We start from the raw sequence: 19489 nt of genomic DNA, 5'->3' as shown, positions 1-19489 counted from the left end.
ATATCATTACATCCTATCCTACCCAAGCAATGTGTTTAAATTTTACTGCTTGGACTCAACTGTAAAAGTTTTTAAGGCTTCTGCGAGCAAAGCAAACACTTTTGGATTCATGCTCTGCGCTACATTAAATCGCAAAAAGTGTTTTGCATCCTTATCTTGGCTAAAGGCATTTCCGGGCGCCAGAATTAATCCACGTTTTAAACATTGCTTGGATAACTCGGAAGCATCTATATGCTGCGGCAATTTACACCATAAGAAAATTCCAGCTTTAGGAATAAACACGGGTTGAATATCCAACTGTTGTAAATTTTGAATACATTGCCCCATACAGCTATTGAGTTTATTCTTTAACCACTCCATATGTTTTGGGTAATGGCTATCCATAAGGGTGTTATAAATAATTTCCGCATTTAGATGCCCACCACTAAAATTGGTCGCGATTTTTAAATTAATATATTTTTCAATATTTTGCTGATTTGCAACAATATAGCCACAGCGTAACGACGCCGTCAGTGTTTTTGAAAAACTCCCAATCTGAATCACTTGATCCAAACCCATTAAAGTGGAATAGCGCGGTGCAGGCAGATATTCAAACTCGGTAAAAATATCATCTTCTATAATCAGCAGATTGGTTTGTTCAGCCAATTTTGCCACTTGGTGCGCGGTATAAATCGACAAACAGCCCCCGGTAGGGTTATGTATGCCAGAATTGGTTAAATACAATTTTGGCTGATACTGCAGGGCCTGCTCAAACTTGGTTAAATCAGGTCCCTGCGCGGTAAATGGAATTGCTATTGCCTGTAAATGATGCGCTTGAATTAACGCCTGAAAATTAAAATAACAAGGATCATCAATCAGTACGACATCACCTGCTTTTAAATGAACTCTAAAAATCAGATCAATCGATTGTGTGCCAGAATCCGTAATCATGACCTGTGAAGGTTCAACTTGCATTTGATATTGCGTATTTTTACGAACAATCCACTGTCTTAAACCTAAATGTCCATGTGGTACTGGATATTCGACCAACATTTTTAACGAAGATTTTGCAGCCTGTTTCAAGGCTTTGCGTATACTGGTTTCTGGCATCCATTCTGCTGGTAGCCAGCCGCAGCCCGGTTTTAGCATAGAATCACTGGCTTCGAGGGATTGACGTGATATCCATAAGGGATCGATTTCACGGTCATACTGAATGCAAGGTTCTGCCATTTTTAGCGGCAACATTTCTCCTTTCACATAAAAGCCTGAACCGGCTCTGGCTTCCAGCACACCTTCAGTGACTAAACGAGCATAGGCTTCGACAACCGTTGAAACTGAAAATTGCATGTCCTGTGCTAGGCGACGCACAGATGGCAATCTTGCTCCAACGACAAATCGCTGACTCGCAATATTTGCTTTAATTTGCGCAATGACAATGTCAATTTTACTCTGCATAACGATCGTGAATACCAAAGGCCAAGGAGGATACACAATAAATTGTATACCCATACAGTTCTTTTAAATTGTACTGGATTGTATCTGTTTCGTGCGCTTGATTTGGCATGTAATTCTTGTATATCAACATGAGTAGAAAAACATGCAGCAAAATAATATTGGTTGGCTACATGGTTTATTGGGTGTCATTATTTTTGCAGGATCAATGCCAGCGACTCGACTTGCTGTGTCTGATTTTAGTCCTGAGTTTCTGACTGGTGCGCGTGCAGTGCTCGCCGCAGGTTTTGCAATTTTGTTTCTGATTTATTGCAAGCAAACACTGCCCAATTTTAAGCAAATCAAATCCTTGCTTATTATTGCATTTGGCGTCGTATTTGGCTTTCCATTTTTTACGGCCCTTGCTTTGCAAGACATGACAGCCGCTAGAGCATTGGTCTTTGTTGCATTATTACCCCTCGCTACAGCATTATTTGCCGTACTCCGTGCAGGTGAAAGACCGAGTATCAAATTTTGGTTAGCCGCACTGACTGGAAGTAGTTTTATCATCCTGTTTATGTGGCAACAGGATAATCAGCGCCTGAATTTAACTGCTGATTTATATATGCTGATTGCCATCTTTGCCTGTGGTTTAGGTTATGCCGAAGGCGGGCAATTGTCGAAACAACTTGGAGGCTGGCAAGTGATTTGCTGGGCTTTGGTTTTGGCTTTACCTGGTATGCTGGTGCTCGCTGGCTGGTATTTCCCACCGAATTTAGCCGACATTTCGCTCGCAGCTTATGCAGGACTCATTTATGTCTCGCTATTTAGCATGCTCATCGGCTTCTTTTTTTGGTACAAAGGCTTAGCCTTAGGCGGTGTAGCCCGTGTCGGACAAATTCAGCTAATTCAACCTTTTTTGGGCTTAATGCTGTGTGCCATATTTTTAAATGAAGCGATCGAGATCAGCATGATTCTGGTCTGTTGTGCAGTTATTCTGTGCGTGTTTTATGCCAAAAAACATGCATAACATCTGAAGTTATGCAATTAAGCCAATTTGCTGAAACAACTGCTGATAGGCTTCGGCCTTTTTTTCTAAGGCTAAAGGATATGCTCTTGAAGATGAAGGCATCCGCGATAGCGTCAACACTCGATCAGCAAACATCGTCTGTGTACTCGAACCAATGATTGGTTTATGAGCATCTTCAGGCATGGAAAGCATTAAGGTATCTGTTGCTTTATCGCCTGTCGTCACAATATTTTGGCAAAGTGGAATTTGAGCCAATAGCATATTTAAATCTGCAGGGGTTTCAATGTGCAAAAACTTATCTGAAGCATTGTCCTTTAAGCGCACCACTTGGTAGGCAGTATCAAAAATCGCAATACCTTTTTCATTTAGGAAATTACGGATCAATGTTTCTTTAAATTTTTTCTGATCTAAATCAATAAAATGATTTTTGTTTTGAAAAAAAATCAGCCCAAAAATACGCCACATATCGTTTTGAAAATTCGGATAATAGAAATCCATTTTCCAGCGTGTTTTCGGGGGCGGAAAACTGCCTAGCATCAGTAATTGAGCATTAGGGGGTAAAAATGGTTCGAGGGGATGGGTTTCTATTGTGGACATAGTAAAAATCAGAAAAATGTAAATAACTAGATCATGCGGTGAAGAATATATTCATTACGAAGATACTTTAATTTCCTTTATCCAACATTTTATATTAATTTGCAAAATACTTTTATCTCAATTAAACACACAATACATTCTAGGTACATTCTTTATAAAGCCAACCCTACTTATAGAGTCGGCTCATCTTACTCATTCGCTTGTTATTATGCTTTATGCAACAACATCTTGCGCTTTTGTATAATGTTTTTTTAGTTCCCGCTTAAGAATTTTTCCACTTGCATTTTTAGGCAACTCCGTCCTAAAAAATATCTTTTTAGGGGCTTTGTAGCTTGATAGTTGCGTTCGGCAATACTGCAAGATAACGTGTTCATCGATTTCAGCATGCTCATGTTTAATAATCACGGCAACGACCTCCTCAATCCAATGATCATGAGGTATACCAATGACAGCAACTTCTTTAATGCCCTCCAAGGTGTAAATCACCTCTTCAACTTCACGCGTTGAAACATTCTCACCGCCTGTTTTCACCATATCCTTTATGCGATCTACAACATATAAATATCCATGTTCATTGAAATAACCCAAATCACCGCTATGGAACCAACCATTGCTAAAGCTTTCACTGGTTTTTTCAGGATTTTGATCATAGCCCAATGTTAAATGGCAACTGCGATGTACAATTTCACCGACCTGACCCAACGGTAATATATTTCCATCCTCATCCATAATTTCAGTTTGTACATGAACAGCAGGCTTCCCAACTGATTCAATAAAATGTTCATGATCATCTGGACTCAATACACTCGCCACAGGCGCCATTTCCGTTTGACCATAAAATTGCCAAAAGCGTATATGCGGAAGCAGCTGTCTTAATTGTTCAATGACTGTGCGAGGCATTGTAGAAGCACCATAATATGCTTTAGCCAGTGAACCTAAATCAACTTGAGTAATTACTTCACTGTTTAATAAAGCAATCCATGCTGTTGGTGGGCAAAATAATTTCGTAATCTTTTCCTGAGCAATGGTTTTTAATACTAATTCAGGATCAAAACGTCTAAAAATGTAACTTGTTGCACCTAAAAATAAGTCAACATTTAAGAATGCGTCGAGCTGCGCACAGTGATAAAGTGGAAATGCGTGAATTTCTTTATCATTTGCACTCATTTCGCCTTCAATAATGCATGTCGTATATTGCAGAATTAGACTCTCACTATTTAAGAGTACACCTTTAGGTAAAGATTCTGTGCCACTGGTATACATCATTCGTATTGGGTCATGTGAGTTCAGTTCAATTTCTGGTAAATCCACTGAAATATCTTGTAGATAATGTTCAAAGCATTGCCATGAATCAGAGATATGCACCTTATTGAGATTTAACACAATTTTCTGTGGCTGAAGAAAAGTAATCTTTTCACAGGCCGCATCGATGATATGGCACAATTCATCTTCACTCACAACCATTTTAGGCTGTGCATGTTCTAATAAATAACTAACCTCGCTGGCATTCAACATAAAGTTAATGGGTACACCGATTACACCTAAACGTGCTGCAGCATGTAAAATTGCAGGAAATTGCCAGCAGTTATGCGACATCACAACTAACTTATCGCCTTTCCTTAATCCAGCCTTATATAGATGAGCAGTAATTTTACTTACCAGCAGATCTAAGTCTTTAAAGCTAATTTTTGTTTCGCCGTCAATCAGTGCAATTTTATGACCATGGCGCTTTGCACTTCTTCCTATAATGTCTGCAATATGAAGCTGCCGTGCACGTTGAATATCCTTAATCACGCTATTTTCCTCTTGTTATATTTCCTGATTTTTTATTTTGTATTTAGAATACTGGGATATAGAAATTTCTGATCTGTTTTTGAAATTTCTATATTTCTACATCCTATCAGTTCTTTTAGAGCACTCAATTGTCAAATTTGATCATTATTCGCCCCAAAAAATAGTTTTTCATATTTTTGGGACTTAATTATTTAAATCTATAACCATGATGCCGAATGAACTTCACTTCTTCTTATAAAAGATGATGAGTAAAATGAGAATAATAACCAAGATTAAAGAAATAATAGCTGTTTCCATTTTTCAATATCCTTTTTATTTTATTTATAGTTTCTTTTGAGTTTGGAAATCAATAATTTTCTTTAAAAAGAAAGTCATTCACTCTCTTTTTTTGATCAGCATCACCATTTAGTCTATCTAGCTTGAGTACTCAGGATCTGAAATTGTTTCACTAACTCATAAGATTTAAAATATGCTCATAATTTTCAGCTCAGCCAATCGAATTCAATGATGGCTGTTGATACAGCCCTAATTCCACCTATTACTCACCCACTGCTGACTATCACGCATTTGTAAATCTAAAGCGTAAGTTATGCTTATTGTATTAGTGAACCCTCTTAAATTGTTTGTATTAAAATTACTGTATAAATTTTTATAAAGATAAGGGTTTAAAACCCTTATCTGGTAAAGCTTAACCCAATTTATTGACAATGCGTAAAGGCAACACTTTCATAGCCAAACCCATTGGTAACCATGGCCATTTGGGTACATAAGCTTTAACAGGCGCTTTCTCAATCGCTTCGGCAAGTAAATGAGATCCTGTCTTTTCATCAACTTCAAATGGCAGTTTTTTGGCACCTTCATTGAGTTCAGTGCGAATATAACCCGGGAAAATGGTTGATACTTTAATTGGGGTATCAATCAACTCGGCTCGAATGCCTTCAGCTAAATGTGCCACCGCGGCTTTGCTCGCGGCATAAGTTGAGAGATGTTTTGGTAAGCCACGCATGGCACTCATAGATGAAATCACCACCAAATGCCCAGAATTTTGTGCACGAAAGATTTCTACTGCGGCCTCACATTGCGCTAAAGCAGAAATAAAGTTGGTTTCCGCTGTCGCGCGGTTAATCTCAAAATTCCCTTTACCAATACGACGCCCTTGCCCGACTCCGGCATTTACGATAATCCGATCCAGCTTGCCAAAATCCTGTTGAAATGCCTTAAATACGTCAAAGACCTGATCGTAATTGGTGACATCTAAGGTTTTCGCAATGACTTGAATACCATACTGGCTTTCAAGTTCTTGTTTCAATGCTTCTAAGCGATCCATACGTCGTGCACAAATTGCAAGGTTATAGCCTTTTTGTGCAAATTCACGCGCCATACCAGCGCCCAAACCTGAACTAGCCCCGGTAATTAAAATAGTTTTTGCCATGGGTCGAATCCTTGTTATATCCATGTTAAAAGTTCTGAGTCATCTGCTTTAATAAAATGATGCTCATTTAAACTGAGTAATTGCGGCTCATTGCCAACTAAACGCAACGTGGTAATACTGGTATTGGTAATTGCCCAATTCAGTGCAAAAGTACGATTGGGGTTCAGTTCTAAAATTTTCCCTGCAGCAACAGAAATCACCCCCCCTGAGGTAAATACAACGGCATAGCGTGGTTGAGTTTGTGCCAACTCATCACATAAATTTTGCAGGGCTGTTTCCACGCGGTCTTTAAATAAAGGCCATGATTCATCATATTCATGATGAAACTCTCCGCCCGTCCAGCGTTCAATTGCCCCTTCAAAAATTTTGGCTAAATATGCTCGGGGATTAACGTGATTGGCCACATCTGACTTTAATAAATGCGGCTCATTAAATCTTGGTTCGTATTGAGCAAAAACTTGCTGATGGTTAAATTCATTCCACAGATGGTCGGTCACTACCTGACTATGTGGAAAACACTCAGCTAGTGCTAATTGAGCTGTTTGCTGATGACGATGCATTGATCCTGCAACAACATAAGGGGCTTCTTTTAAAATCTGCTTGAAATATTGCCCTAAGCGTTGTGCTTGAAGTTCACCCTTACTGGAAAGCTTGTCGTAACTTTCAGCTCCAAACGAGGCTTGCCCATGACGGATCAAATAAATGGTGGTCATTTTTCTAAAATTTCCTTCATTTTTTCAATATATTTATGGGCAATTTCATTGGCTTCTAGCTTTTGTAAACCAATCAACTTTAATGCTCGAATATGCAAGGCATGAATAATGACCCAGAAATCTTTAAACGCAGGGTTATTGGTTTGTTTGTGGAAATAACGGTAGTAAATTTGTTGGGCTATCACCGCCAAACGGAAAATTCCAAACACTTCATAGAACGTCCAGTTTTTCGGCTGTAATCCTGTTTTTTCCAGATAATATTCAACCACTTGTTTACGGGTAAACATGCCTTTGGTATTGGTGGGTTGACGACGGGTGGCTTTAAAAATTTTATTGTCGGTCTCTTCAACCCAATACGCTAGCGCAGAACCTAAATCCATCAGTGGATCGCCCAATGTGGCCATTTCCCAATCCAACACGCCAATGACTTGCGTTGGATCTTGCGGATCTAGAATGACATTATCAAAACGCCAGTCATTATGAATCAGGCATGTGGCAGAGTCTTCAGGAATATGTTCCATGAGCCATTTACGCACGAATTTAAATGTTGGAACGTTAATCGTATGGGCTTTTTCAAAGCGTTGATCCCATCCCTCAACTTGACGTCGGCAGTAACCCTCTCCTTTGCCTAATTTTTCCAGCTCAGTGCCTTCGTATGGGACTTGATGTAACTCGATCAGTTTGTCGATAACATTGACACAGAGCTGCTGGACTTGTGCTTCCGTAAAATGCAATTCAGGAGGTAACTTAGCCCGTGGAATAATACCTTCAATACGCTTCATGACATAAAAGTCACAGCCAATGACCGACTCATCCTGACAAAGTCCAATCATTTTAGGCAGCACAGGATAAAAAGGGGCTAGATTTTTCTGCACCGTATATTCACGTGCCATATCATGCGCAGATTTGGCTTTAGTCCCTTTAGGTGGACGACGCAGAATTAAATCCGTATTGTCATACTTTAAACGATAAGTCCAATTCGAAGCCCCCCCTGAATATTGAGTGACTTCAACTTGACCTTCCAAAGTGACACCTTGTGACTTTAACCAGTCTTCTACCGCTTGGACATCCAGTTCTTCCCCTTCACGGACATTGCCACCGACATCAATTACCGACATACTTTTATCCCTAATTTTTTAGACTTTGAGTGCTTAACTTACTTTTACCACAGCTTTATTTTTTACGCGCGCCGTATCCACGTTTTTTCAGTTCAAGTTTTGCAATCATGCCTTTATGAACTTCATCTGGACCATCAGCTAAACGTAAACTGCGGGCTTGAGCAAAAAAGCCCGTTAACGGCGTATCTCTAGAAACACCCGCACCACCATGGATTTGAATTGCCATATCGACAACTTTCTCCAGTACGCTTGGAGCGACGACTTTAATGGCTGAAATTTCGGTCAGTGCAGCCATATTGCCTAAGGTGTCCATCTTATATGCCGCATACAACGTCAATAAACGGGCTTGGTCAATGGCAACACGGGCTTCCGCGACACGCTCCAAATTTCCACCCAGTTTTAAAATTTCTTTACCAAAAGCGGTTCGGCTCATGCCTCGGTCAATCATTAACTCTAAAGATTTTTCCGCTGCACCGATACAACGCATGCAGTGATGAATTCGCCCTGGGCCAAGACGACCTTGTGCAATTTCAAAGCCCTGACCTGCACCACCAATAAAGTTAGCCACGGGTACACGAACATTATCAAAACTAATTTCACCATGACCATGAGGTGCATCATAATCACCAAAGACCGGTAACATCCGTTCAATGGTGACACCCTTGGCATCAATCGGAACCAAAACCATAGAATGTTGATGATGACGATCTTTGCTGTCATCTGGTGTATGCGCCATAAAAATAATGATTTTGGCATTTGGATCACCTAAACCTGATGACCACCATTTACGTCCATTCAATACAATTTCATCACCATCTACCACCGCAGTTGCCTGCATATTGGTGGCATCACTTGAAGCAACAGCGGGTTCTGTCATACAGAACACCGAACGAATTTTGCCTTCAAGTAATGGCATCAACCATTGTTGCTTTTGAGCCTCATTTCCATAGCGCCATAACACTTCCATGTTGCCACTATCTGGCGCATTACAATTAAAAACGGTGGGAGCAATCAGGCTACGGCCAGTTAATTCGGCAATATGTGCGTATTCTTGGACAGAAAGCCCTGCACCCAATTCAGGATCAGGCAAAAACATGTTCCATAACCCCGCCTCTTTAGCTTTGGATTTTAATTGTTCTAATTGTGCGGGCCATTGCCAGGTCGTCCAATCACCATTCGGGTTTAAATGATGAACTTCATTCCAGAATTCCGTTTCAACTGGCTCAATTTCATGGTTTATAAAGGCTTTAGTGCGTTCAATATAGTCTTTGGCACGTGCTGAAAGTTCAAACATTTTGTCATCCTGTAAATTTTGTCTTTTTTCACTTTACAGTACATTAGCCTGAAAACTAATATGAACCAAATGATTTAATTCAATACATCAGCATGAACAAAATTCATAATATGGTCGATATGGATTTGGCCGCCTTTTATCATATCGATATTAATCTCTACCCTTTGTTTGTGGCTATTTTTGAACAAAGCAGCATATCGAAAGCTGCTCAAATTCTGAATATCACACAATCAGCTGCCAGTCATGCTCTACAACGGCTGCGTCATCAACTCCAAGATCCTCTGTTTATTCGAGCTGGCACCAAAATGCTGCCAACTCCTTTTGCTGAGCAATGTTACCCAACCATTAAAAAGGCACTGAAAGCCCTTCAAAGCATTTCTTTACAAAAACAAAGTTTTGAGCCAAGCATGATTCAATCACTTAAAATTGCCGTGCATGATGAAATTGAACCGATTATATTCCCTCGTATTCTGCAACATTTTCAAAATCTTAATTTAGATATCCAATTTAGTAGCATTAAATTAGACCGTAAAACTGTCGTGGCAGATTTAGCTGCCCAGCAAATTGATTTTGTGATGGATTTAGAACAAAACTTCGGTGAAAAAATCCAGTTCTATCCTTTAGTTCATGACCAATTTGTTGCCTGTACTCAGCAAACTCAAATGAATGAAGCCATTTATTTTTCATCACCACATATAGGGGTTTCTTCGCGCCGTACCGGTTTATTAATCGAGGATATTTACTTACAACGTCAACAATTAAGTCGAAATATCTTTTTACGCTGTCAGCATTACTCCACTGCTTTACAAATTCTGGATCAAGATTCAAAAGCGATTTTAACTATGCCAGAAACGATCTTGTCGCATTTGTTAGTGTCTAATGCACTTAATATTTTTGCTGTGCCTGTTGATTTACCAGATATGAAAATGGGTATGTTTTGGCATAAAGATGTAGATGAAAATTTAAGGCATGTTTTTTTGCGGGAGCAAATTATTTCAATTTTTGCTTAGGCTATTTAGTAGTATACAATCTGCTTAGGCTATTTTGATAGATCGTTAGATAATCTCACTGAGAGTAAAAAAGTGATTTACTGTTCTGTAAATCACTTTTTTGCATGTGCAGATGCTGTCTTTAATTTTTTAAGCTCATGATTAAGTTGAAGATTAAGCTTAACTTTTGCCTCATTAGCTTTAAAAATAAGTATGGTACAGTCTCATTGTTATTTAGCATGTTCAAGGACTTCGGCTAAACCCTAGCGCAGCACTAAATTTAAATGACTAAAACTATAAGAACACTTTAAAACGTTCCGAATTATCAATATAAGTTTTCTCTTTTGCTTCCCCTGCAACTGAACCAAAAACCAATTGGGCACGTAATTTCCAGTTCTGAGGTATATTCCATTCTCCATGGACTTGCTCATCTACAATCGGATTGTAATGCTGCAAGGAAGCCCCTAGCCCCTCTGTGTGTAATGCTGTCCAGACTGCAAACTGTGCCATAGCGGTAGAATGTTCCGCCCAAATTGGAAAGTTTTCAGCATATAAAGCAAAACGGTTTTGTAAGTCTTCAACTACATTCATATCTTCAAAAAATAAAATGGTGCCCATGCCAGCAGCGAAACTATCCATTTTACTTGCTGTTTTTGCTTCCGCAGTTTCATCTGCTGCATAAGACTGCAACTCTTGTTTAACGAAATTCCAAAATTTTTCATGTTCAGCATGAAACAAAATAACCGCACGTGAAGACTGCGAATTAAATGAGGATGGACTTTCACGAATGCTGTTTTGAATCAGATCGGTTAAATATTCAGGCGTTTGTTCCACTTTTCTCGCCAATGCATAAATGGTACGGCGCTGTTCAATCAAATTGAGAAATTCGTTAGCCATCAGTCAATCCTTATTTCAATATACCTAGATTTGATGAATCCATGACTTGTATTCATCTACGCTGTGATGGACTACATTATGCAAATTTAATTCCAAATCACTTATAAAAATTTATAAATTTCATATCTATATTTTTTATATTTGGTAAAAAACATATTGTCGTATTTCACTTTCTCTTCGTGTCTTGGTAATTTTCTTTAAGTTTCAGACTCATAGGACACAAAAAACCCTTGAGTGCGTTCACTCAAGGGTCTAATTCATCACATCTGTGATTGGTCTAAATTATAAATTTGCCTGTAATACGGCATTTGAAAGATGTACTTTCCATTGTTCACGTAATGTTGGCAAGTAGAACTTCTCGCCCAATTCCACCAATTCCGCATCAATCAGTGCATGAATTTCGTGCATGAACAAATAATCTAACTCGACTGTTTTCAACTTTGCATGCTTTTCAGCATCTAATTTGCGCTTTTGTTGTGCACGCTTGACCAGCTCATCGGCAAACTTTCTATCTTTAAATTTTGCTAAAGCCGTTAAGCGTAATTCAATCACACCCCAACCACCTAATAATAATTTAAACAGTTCAAAATCTTGAGTGGTTGATTCCCATGTCATTTCTTCTAAATTTTCATTTTCAGGCAGGACAGGCAATAAAAGCTCCATCACACTCGGGAAAATTTTCTTGAAGTTTAGAATAAATTTAACAGGATGCTCACCTGGGTAATCCTTAAATTGCACACGTTTCTGAACATCTGTCAAAAATATATCAAGCATAGGTCATCATCAGCGGTAAAAATCTAACTGCATATTGTACGCACTTATGCGGCAGATAAAAACCGCTGATCATGTTTCGTTTTACAGAAGCTTATTTTACGTTCGGAGAAACCATATTCTCTGGTCGAACCACTGCATCAAACTGCTCTTCTGTCACCAATTGCAACTCGACGGCCACTTGTTTCAAGGTTTTACCTTCCTTGTACGCTGTTTTAGCGACTTTAGCGGCATTTTCATAGCCAATCACTGGATTCAACGCTGTGACCAGCATAAGTGAATTATGTAGGAAGTAATCGATTTTCTCGCGATTAGGCTCAATTCCTACTGCGCAATGATCATTAAAGCTGTTACATGCATCTCCTAATAATTGAATCGACTGTAATAAGTTATATGCAATCACTGGCATAAACACATTCAGTTCAAAGTTACCCGAAGCACCTGCCACATTAATGGTGGTGTCGTTACCCAATACCTGTGCAACAACCATGGTCATTGCCTCACTCTGCGTCGGATTCACTTTACCCGGCATAATGCTAGAACCAGGTTCATTTTCTGGAATACGGATTTCACCAAATCCGCAACGAGGGCCACTGGCCAACCAGCGAATATCATTGGCAATTTTATTGAGACTGGCAGCCAGCGTTTTTAATGCACCCGAAGCAAAAACTGCGGCATCACGTCCTGCTAAAGCTTCAAATTTATTTGGTGCTGTAATAAACGGCAAACCCGTTAACCGAGATAATTGCTCGGCAGCTTTTTCCGCATAATCAGGATGGGCATTTAATCCTGTCCCTACAGCAGTTCCTCCCAAAGGCAGCTCATACAAGCCCGAAAGTGCCTGATGTAAGCGCTTTAAACCATGATCAAGTTGGGCAACATACCCACTAAACTCTTGTCCAAGGGTTAACGGCGTCGCATCTTGTAAATGTGTACGCCCAATTTTCACAATATCACTAAATTCTTGTGCCTTCGCATCTAAGGTATTTCGAAGCTGAGTCACCGCAGGAATCAGCAACTCATTCATTTGCAGACTTGCCGCAACATGAATTGCTGTTGGAAACGAATCATTGGTCGATTGCGCACGATTCACGTGGTCATTCGGATGGACTGGCTTTTGTGCACCCAGTGGATTACCTAGTTTTTGATTGGCAATGTTGGCAATGACCTCATTGCAGTTCATGTTACTTTGGGTGCCTGAACCCGTTTGCCAAACAACCAATGGAAATTGACTGTCCCATTGCCCCTGAATCACTTCTTCGGCAGCATCAACAATATAATGTGCTAATTCTTGTGGAATTTGATTTAAATCCGCATTGGTCTGCGCTGCCGCCTTTTTCACAAGTCCCATGGCACGGATCATTGCACGAGGTAAACGCTCACCACCAATTTTAAAATTCTGTAGACTACGTTGGGTTTGCGCGCCCCACATTGCTTCTGCAGGAACTTCGACTTCACCCATGGTGTCATGTTCAATACGTGTTTGCATGTCTACCTCATTCTTTCTCTATGATCGTTATACTTATTCATGTATTGAATAATAATTTTATTCTAGTTTATTCTTTTAAAATAGTAAACGATAATAATTATCGTTTACTATTAGTGTTCTGCTTTACGTTCGAAGCGACTGTTGATAGAACCGCCATTCATCTTCCAGCATTTGAGTCAGACTACGTTTCGCTTTCCATCCCAGCAACTGTTCCGCTTTGGTTGCACTTGCACCAACCTGATCAAGCTCTTGCGCAATGGTATAGTTGGTATCAACGGTCTTAATTTGAGTACCTGTGACTTGTGCAATCTGCTGCAATACGGTTTGGATTGAATAGTGACTACCCGCAATATTAAATGCTTCACAACTATGCTGCTGATTAAACAACCATTTTAAAGCGGCAATTACAGCATCACAGCTATCCAGCACATGCACAAAACTACGTTCTACTGTCCCATCATCCGTCTTGGCATTTTTGTGCAGATCAATATACTCACGCTGACCCGAGGCAACTTGCATTGCCAAAGGTACAATGTTCTTAGGTAAAGGTTGAACGAATTCACCCAAAATACCGTGTTCAAATGCACCGACAATGTTGCCCAGTCTTAAAATGGCGATATTCCATTCCTCGTCGGTTTTGAAGGTATCTCGTATAATTTCCTCAATCATTTGTTGAGACTTAATATACGGATTTGGATATGCATAGTTAAACGGCTGGTCTTCTTGCAGATCTAAACTTGATTCACCATATACCGCCAAACTGGATAAATGCACCAAATGTCGTACACCGGTACGTTGCATGGCACGCATTAAACTCATAATACAACTGACATTGTCGTTGTAATACTCTAGCGGCTTTAATACAGACTCTTGCAGAGATTTAAAACCCGCCGCATGGACGACTGCATTCACAGTATATTGCTCAAAGACCTTATTCAAAGCAGGCGTGTTGCGAATATCTAGCTTCGCAAACGGAACATACATGCCAGAGATGTATTCCAGTCTTTCCAAGGTCTGTAGATTGGCATTGGACAAATTATCTACAATAATGACTTCTTGCCCCTGAGCCATTAAGCTAAGAGCGACATGAGAGCCTATAAAGCCTAATCCACCAGTTACTAAAATCATTGTATACTACCTTTTTCTTATGAAGTCTGGACGTTCCAAATTTTGATTGGTACAGCCTTTAAGTGAATTCCATGAGTACATTACTGTTAATTACCTCTGCTCCTACTTCCATTTATGCTTGGCATGCACTCGGGCTTGCACAAGCGTTACATACACAACAGCAACCGTTTCGGGTTTTCTTTTATCAAGATGGGGTTACGGTGGCAAACGCCCTGCAATGGGTGCCTGATGACCAACGTAATCTCATGAATGAATGGCAAAAGCTCGATATACGCTTACCTGTATGTGTAAGTGCAGCTTTGGCAAGGGGCATCACAGATGAAGAAAATGCAAAAAGACACAATATTGACCAACATAACTTAGCGCATGGCTTTGAATTGGTCGGTTTAGGTGAGCTTGCCGATGCCGTACAATCCACTGAACGTCTAATTCAATTTTAAGTGGTTATTTTTGGCGAATTTGTTGCATTTAAAAGGTAAATTGTGTGAAAACTGTACTCGTGATATTAACCCAAGCCAACCTAACCAGCTTACAAGTGCATGAAAGCCTTGCTGCGACTATGGTTTTAGCGACATTCGGTTGTGAAGTCAAGGTATTACTCGTGAATGCTGCGCTCAGTTTATTACAGTCTGAGCAGCAGTTTGATGCGATGAAACATGCTTTTAAACTGGGCTCAAACATGGTGGATAGTTTTGAATTTTACGATTTAACCCCAGTTTTGGTCGAAAGTGTGAATCAAGACCATCCTTTTGTGGTCCAAGCCGCGCAAGAAATCGAATTTGTCGAGCTGAATGCCCAGCTTTTACAAGGCTTTGATCACGTTTTATATTGGTAACGGATGAATGTTTTTTATGCAGACTTCTACACTTTATTTGATTCAATCCGATTATTCATCGACTGCCGCAAAGCTGGATCAGTTACAAGCACTGCTACAAAGCAATGCGCATATCGTACTTATGGGAGATGCGGTTTTACATGCACATCACCCTGCCTTACAACAGGCTGAACAGTTATTTGTCCTAGATCCCGATGCTGCCTTGTTAGGCTCTGTTGCCCCACAACACGTACAAGTAATTTCTTATCCTCAATTTGCCGAGATCTGCTTGGCACATACACGCTGTATGACCATTAAATAATAGGTTTGAACATAACATGATGAATCTAGAGCTTGACCAAGACGGTCACTTGGTCGACTACACCATCTGGACACCTGAAGTAGCACAAGAATTAGCGAATAGCTTGGAGCTAGAGTTGACGGATTGGCATTTCACTGTTTTACAGGCTGTACGTCAGTTTTATCAGCAATTTGGGCATTCACCTGCAACACGTCCGCTGATTAAGTTTTTAATGAAAAGCGTGAACCCAGACATTAATAATGCGCTCTTACAAGAAAAGTTTAACACTGGACTGGTTGCACGTCATTTGAGCCGTTTGGCTGGTATTCCTAAACCCGCCAACTGTTTATAAATTGGCTGCATTAAGCCTGCTGCTGTTCAGCAGGCTTCATTTCAGTATGAAATGGATGCTGTCGGAAAACAGGTTTTACCTGACGTGCATGAAGGGGTTCACCGCATTCCGAACACACCATTACCGCAGTAAACACTTGACCACACGGTTTATGCAGCAATTGCATCGGTTTGCCAGAGCCATCATCCATCCATTTGTCCGCCCAAGTGACCATACTCATGAGCACAGGATAGAGCTCTAAGCCTTTTTCAGTTAAGCAATATTCAAAACGCTGCTGGCGCTCGATATAAGGTCTTTTCTCTAAAATTTCATGTTCGACCAGACGTTTTAAACGATCTGCCAAGACATGCCGAGTAACGCCCAACTGCTGCTGAAAATCATCAAAGCGTTTCATTCCCATAAATGCATTGCGCAAAACCAGGAGTGTCCAACGATCTCCTACTATGGATAAAGCTCTTGCAATTGAACATGGCTGCTCGCCTATCTCATCCCATTTCATACATATCGTCATTTCATCCAGTCTTCTTAAAAGTATCGGATTGTTATAGTTTTGACAACATCGGCGGCACTGATTGCTCAGTGCTCCATAAAAGGCAGATAAAAAAAGCCACGTTATTCACGTGGCTAATCAAGGGATAAAACAGCAACTAGGGAAAAGTTGCCTGATTAAAAGAGATTGCTCCCCTTCAACACAGCTATTGTGCTGTTAAGCAACTTATCATTTCCCGTCATTTTCATGTCATTTCCAGTCAATGTGGAGCAAGTGCTTAAATTTCATCTCCTTCTTTCCACACATCTTCATATTCTTCACGATCAATCATAAAGCGATAGCCATGATCAAGTGCTAAATACGGTAGAACCTCAGGTAACAGTTTATGCAAATCTTTTACAGCAACCGTTTGGAAAAAATCTTCTCGATCATCATGCTCACCCGCATAAATGAACCAAGAAACCTCATCCCCAGCTTCAGGTTGATTACGAATTCCAACAATAGGATCCTGCTTTAATGAATCAACCGCTACCGCAATCATATCCTCATCATTTACAGCAAGATACTTTGAGCCATATTCTTCACACACCAGTTTTTGTTCAGTGATTAAGTCCATATCCATAGTGGATACCAAATGCAATGATTGATGTTCCGCAGTTTAGAACCAAGTGCCCTTTGTCTCAAGTCATCCCTACACAAAATATACTGTTGTCATTGACTGTCTTCTGCTAATCTTGATTATGTAACTTTATCAAGGTGAATTATGAGCTCATCCATTAAGACCACACATGGTGGCAAACGTACTAATGCTGGGCGCAAGGCACACTACCCAGAGAAAACTGTGGTCATGCGCGTGCCTGAGTCTAAAGTCATTGCCATTAAAGAATGGTTAAAACCCGTTCCTAAAGATGACCGCCAAGCAGATATAGAACTTAGCTCTATTCATTTGCAGACGGAATTAAAACTTCCATATCCCTTGGAATCTGTCGCAGCAGGTTTTCCCTCGCCTGCACAAGACTATATTGAAGACTATATTGATTTAAATAAGTATCTGGTACGTAATCCTGTCAGCACTTTTATATTAAGAGTGAATTCTCTGTCCATGAAAAATGCAGGGATTGAAACTGGTGATCAAATTCTAATTGACCGTAGTTTACATGCAGAGCATGGCGATATTGTTTTAGCCCTGATCAATAATGAATTCACGGTAAAACGCTTTATGCAAGAAAAACAGGCAAAGCATGGTTTTAAAGTCTGGCTAAAAGCGGAAAATCCAGATTACCCCGATATCTATCCGCATAGTGAAGAAGATATTGTGGTCTGGGGCGTTGTGACCTGTATTTTAAAGAAACTCAAATAAGTCACGCTTATGGATAAGCTCTACCATCAAGAATTATACGCGCTGATTGACATTAATAATTGTTATGTCAGTTGCGAGCGTGTATTTAACCCCAAACTAAATGATAAGCCTGTAGTTGTGCTGAGTAACAACGATGGTTGTGTCATTTCACGCAGTAATGAAGCCAAAGCCTTAAATATTTCCATGGCTGTGCCATGGTACGAAATTGAACGAGAAGCGATTCAAGCGGGCGTACAGGTACTTTCCAGTAACTATCCCCTGTATGCGGATATGTCACGCCGATTTTTTGCCATTTTGGCTGAGCATTTCAATGAGCACGACCTCGAACCGTATTCGATTGACGAATGCTTCATCCGACTTACCAGTTATGAATCGCTTTTTGATCTTGAACAGTACTGTCGTACACTGGTCGACACCATTGCACAATGGATCGGTTTACCTTGTTGTATTGGCATAGGCTATTCTAAGACTCAGGCAAAGCTGGCCAATCATTTTGCAAAAAAAAGAAAAGGCTTTAATCAAGTATGTTATTTACCCAAACTCGACTTGTGCAGTTTCGAAAGCCTGCTTTTAGAGACGCCAGTAGAAGAAGTTTGGGGCATTGGGCGAAAAATAAGTAAAAAATTACAACATTATGCCATTCATAATAGCTTTGACTTAACTTTTGCCAATGAGCACTACCTCTGCAAAGAGTTTTCCGTGCTGATCGCACGCACAATTCGTGAGCTAAAAGGTCAATCCTGCATTGCGTTAGATGACCCCAAATTACCCGCTAAAAATATTCTTTCTTCACGAAGTTTTGCAAAAGCCCTGTCACAAAAAGAGATCATCAAACAAGCGGTCATTTTTCACATAAATCGTGCACATAAGCGCCTAACTGAACAACAACAACTTTGCGCCTGCATTCATGTTTCATTGTATGAGAAAATCCCACAATCACCGTATAAAAAAAGCCATTCTCACGCCATTGGTCTGGAATATGCTACGGATGACATCCTGATTCTCAACAAGGCTGCGCTACAGCAAATTGATGTTTTATTTAAAGAAAATAATAAGTATGTAAAAGTTGCCTTAATGTTTTCAGCCTTGCATCCTAAAAGTCAGCATATCGATGATCTATGGCAACCTTTAGCGTTGATTCAACAACGTGAAACTTTAATGAAGACTTTATACAAAATGAAACAGCGCTACGGTTCCGATTGCGTACAAATTGGTTATCATTCCAGCAGTACAAGTTGGAAGATGAAGCAACTGCATCGTTCGCCACGCTACACCACTTGTTGGAATGAAATGTTGACGGTTGATGATTCTGTATTCAGTCAAATCTCTTACAAATGAACTGTTTTGGTCAATTCAAGCCCTAAAAGAAAAAAGCGAACGAACCATAAATTTTGTCATTTTTTAACATTGCCAATTGTCAGCAAAGTTCTCAATATATGACCCAAGTTCTGGCACAAGATTTCTACGACAATTCAAAGAAAAAAACAAAAGACTTGTAGGAAATTATGCC

The 19489-nt window shown here is 40.0% G+C and carries 21 protein-coding genes; 8 read left to right on the top strand and 13 right to left on the bottom strand.

Annotation, left to right across the window (positions count from 1 at the left end; all coding sequences use genetic code 11):
• Nucleotides 1–42: 42 nt before the first annotated feature.
• Complete coding sequence (locus ACX17N_RS07980) at nucleotides 43–1434, bottom strand: aminotransferase-like domain-containing protein (RefSeq protein WP_458892012.1); 1392 nt, start codon at nucleotides 1432–1434, stop codon at nucleotides 43–45.
• Between the two features lie 142 nt (nucleotides 1435–1576).
• Between ACX17N_RS07980 and ACX17N_RS07975 the strand changes: the two genes are divergently transcribed.
• On the top strand, nucleotides 1577–2440 hold the full coding sequence (locus ACX17N_RS07975) for a DMT family transporter (protein ID WP_458892011.1): 864 nt from the start codon (nucleotides 1577–1579) through the stop codon (nucleotides 2438–2440).
• A gap of 9 nt (nucleotides 2441–2449) precedes the next feature.
• Here the strand turns inward: ACX17N_RS07975 and ACX17N_RS07970 are convergent, their stop codons facing one another.
• From ACX17N_RS07970 to ACX17N_RS07945, 6 genes are all read right to left on the bottom strand, one after another.
• A complete protein-coding gene (locus ACX17N_RS07970) occupies nucleotides 2450–3037 on the bottom strand; it encodes a uracil-DNA glycosylase family protein (RefSeq protein WP_458892010.1) in 588 nt (195 codons plus the stop codon).
• 213 nt (nucleotides 3038–3250) lie between these two features.
• Entirely contained in the window at nucleotides 3251–4831 is a 1581-nt protein-coding gene (locus tag ACX17N_RS07965; protein WP_458892009.1) for a fatty acyl-CoA synthetase, read from the bottom strand.
• Between the two features lie 688 nt (nucleotides 4832–5519).
• The gene (locus tag ACX17N_RS07960; protein ID WP_458892008.1) at nucleotides 5520–6263 is read right to left on the bottom strand and encodes an SDR family oxidoreductase; all 744 of its coding nucleotides are present in this window, start codon (nucleotides 6261–6263) and stop codon (nucleotides 5520–5522) included.
• Between the two features lie 14 nt (nucleotides 6264–6277).
• Nucleotides 6278–6976, bottom strand: coding sequence for a histidine phosphatase family protein (locus tag ACX17N_RS07955; protein ID WP_458892007.1), 699 nt, complete (start codon nucleotides 6974–6976; stop codon nucleotides 6278–6280).
• A complete protein-coding gene (locus tag ACX17N_RS07950) occupies nucleotides 6973–8094 on the bottom strand; it encodes a phosphotransferase family protein (RefSeq protein WP_458892006.1) in 1122 nt (373 codons plus the stop codon). The genes ACX17N_RS07955 and ACX17N_RS07950 overlap by 4 nt, the downstream gene beginning before the upstream one ends.
• Nucleotides 8095–8149: 55 nt before the next feature.
• Nucleotides 8150–9388, bottom strand: coding sequence for an acyl-CoA dehydrogenase family protein (locus ACX17N_RS07945; RefSeq protein WP_458892005.1), 1239 nt, complete (start codon nucleotides 9386–9388; stop codon nucleotides 8150–8152).
• Nucleotides 9389–9480: 92 nt separating this feature from the next.
• Between ACX17N_RS07945 and ACX17N_RS07940 the strand changes: the two genes are divergently transcribed.
• Nucleotides 9481–10398, top strand: a complete 918-nt coding sequence (locus tag ACX17N_RS07940) for a LysR family transcriptional regulator (protein ID WP_458892004.1) — start codon at nucleotides 9481–9483, stop codon at nucleotides 10396–10398.
• 273 nt (nucleotides 10399–10671) lie between these two features.
• Here the strand turns inward: ACX17N_RS07940 and ACX17N_RS07935 are convergent, their stop codons facing one another.
• The 4 genes from ACX17N_RS07935 to galE form a co-directional block, all read right to left on the bottom strand.
• Nucleotides 10672–11274: a nitroreductase family protein gene (locus ACX17N_RS07935; protein ID WP_458892003.1), complete on the bottom strand. Its 603-nt coding sequence runs from the start codon at nucleotides 11272–11274 to the stop codon at nucleotides 10672–10674.
• 282 nt (nucleotides 11275–11556) lie between these two features.
• Nucleotides 11557–12048 (bottom strand): hypothetical protein, encoded by a 492-nt coding sequence (locus ACX17N_RS07930; RefSeq protein ID WP_458892002.1) that lies wholly within the window; start codon nucleotides 12046–12048, stop codon nucleotides 11557–11559.
• A gap of 91 nt (nucleotides 12049–12139) precedes the next feature.
• A complete protein-coding gene (gene fumC / locus ACX17N_RS07925; protein WP_458892000.1) occupies nucleotides 12140–13534 on the bottom strand; it encodes a class II fumarate hydratase in 1395 nt (464 codons plus the stop codon).
• A 123-nt stretch (nucleotides 13535–13657) separates the two neighbouring features.
• A complete protein-coding gene (galE, locus tag ACX17N_RS07920; RefSeq protein ID WP_458891999.1) occupies nucleotides 13658–14662 on the bottom strand; it encodes a UDP-glucose 4-epimerase GalE in 1005 nt (334 codons plus the stop codon).
• Between the two features lie 71 nt (nucleotides 14663–14733).
• Between galE and tusD the strand changes: the two genes are divergently transcribed.
• Genes tusD through ACX17N_RS07900 form a run of 4 tightly spaced genes read left to right on the top strand, consistent with a single transcriptional unit; the run spans nucleotide 14734 to nucleotide 16129 of the window.
• Nucleotides 14734–15102: a sulfurtransferase complex subunit TusD gene (tusD, locus tag ACX17N_RS07915; protein ID WP_458891998.1), complete on the top strand. Its 369-nt coding sequence runs from the start codon at nucleotides 14734–14736 to the stop codon at nucleotides 15100–15102.
• A 44-nt stretch (nucleotides 15103–15146) separates the two neighbouring features.
• On the top strand, nucleotides 15147–15497 hold the full coding sequence (locus ACX17N_RS07910) for a hypothetical protein (RefSeq protein WP_458891997.1): 351 nt from the start codon (nucleotides 15147–15149) through the stop codon (nucleotides 15495–15497).
• Between the two features lie 16 nt (nucleotides 15498–15513).
• Entirely contained in the window at nucleotides 15514–15798 is a 285-nt protein-coding gene (locus tag ACX17N_RS07905; protein WP_458891996.1) for a DsrH/TusB family sulfur metabolism protein, read from the top strand.
• Between the two features lie 19 nt (nucleotides 15799–15817).
• Nucleotides 15818–16129 carry a TusE/DsrC/DsvC family sulfur relay protein gene (locus ACX17N_RS07900; protein WP_458892234.1) on the top strand — a complete coding sequence of 104 codons (312 nt, stop codon included), beginning with the start codon at nucleotides 15818–15820 and terminating at the stop codon, nucleotides 16127–16129.
• Nucleotides 16130–16139: 10 nt separating this feature from the next.
• On the opposite strand, the gene ACX17N_RS07895 is transcribed toward ACX17N_RS07900, so the two are convergent.
• Nucleotides 16140–16628, bottom strand: a complete 489-nt coding sequence (locus tag ACX17N_RS07895; RefSeq protein WP_458891995.1) for a winged helix-turn-helix transcriptional regulator — start codon at nucleotides 16626–16628, stop codon at nucleotides 16140–16142.
• Nucleotides 16629–16896: 268 nt separating this feature from the next.
• Nucleotides 16897–17241, bottom strand: coding sequence for an immunity protein Imm33 domain-containing protein (locus tag ACX17N_RS07890; protein WP_458891994.1), 345 nt, complete (start codon nucleotides 17239–17241; stop codon nucleotides 16897–16899).
• 141 nt (nucleotides 17242–17382) lie between these two features.
• Between ACX17N_RS07890 and ACX17N_RS07885 the strand changes: the two genes are divergently transcribed.
• Nucleotides 17383–17979 (top strand): LexA family protein, encoded by a 597-nt coding sequence (locus ACX17N_RS07885; RefSeq protein ID WP_458891993.1) that lies wholly within the window; start codon nucleotides 17383–17385, stop codon nucleotides 17977–17979.
• A 9-nt stretch (nucleotides 17980–17988) separates the two neighbouring features.
• Nucleotides 17989–19317 carry a Y-family DNA polymerase gene (locus ACX17N_RS07880; protein ID WP_458891992.1) on the top strand — a complete coding sequence of 443 codons (1329 nt, stop codon included), beginning with the start codon at nucleotides 17989–17991 and terminating at the stop codon, nucleotides 19315–19317.
• The last annotated feature ends 172 nt before the right edge of the window (nucleotides 19318–19489 follow it).

Source organism: Acinetobacter sp. GXMZU3951, assembly GCF_054457875.1.
The sequence above is the reverse complement of the archived record's forward strand: the minus strand, read 5'-3'. Positions and strand labels throughout refer to the sequence as shown.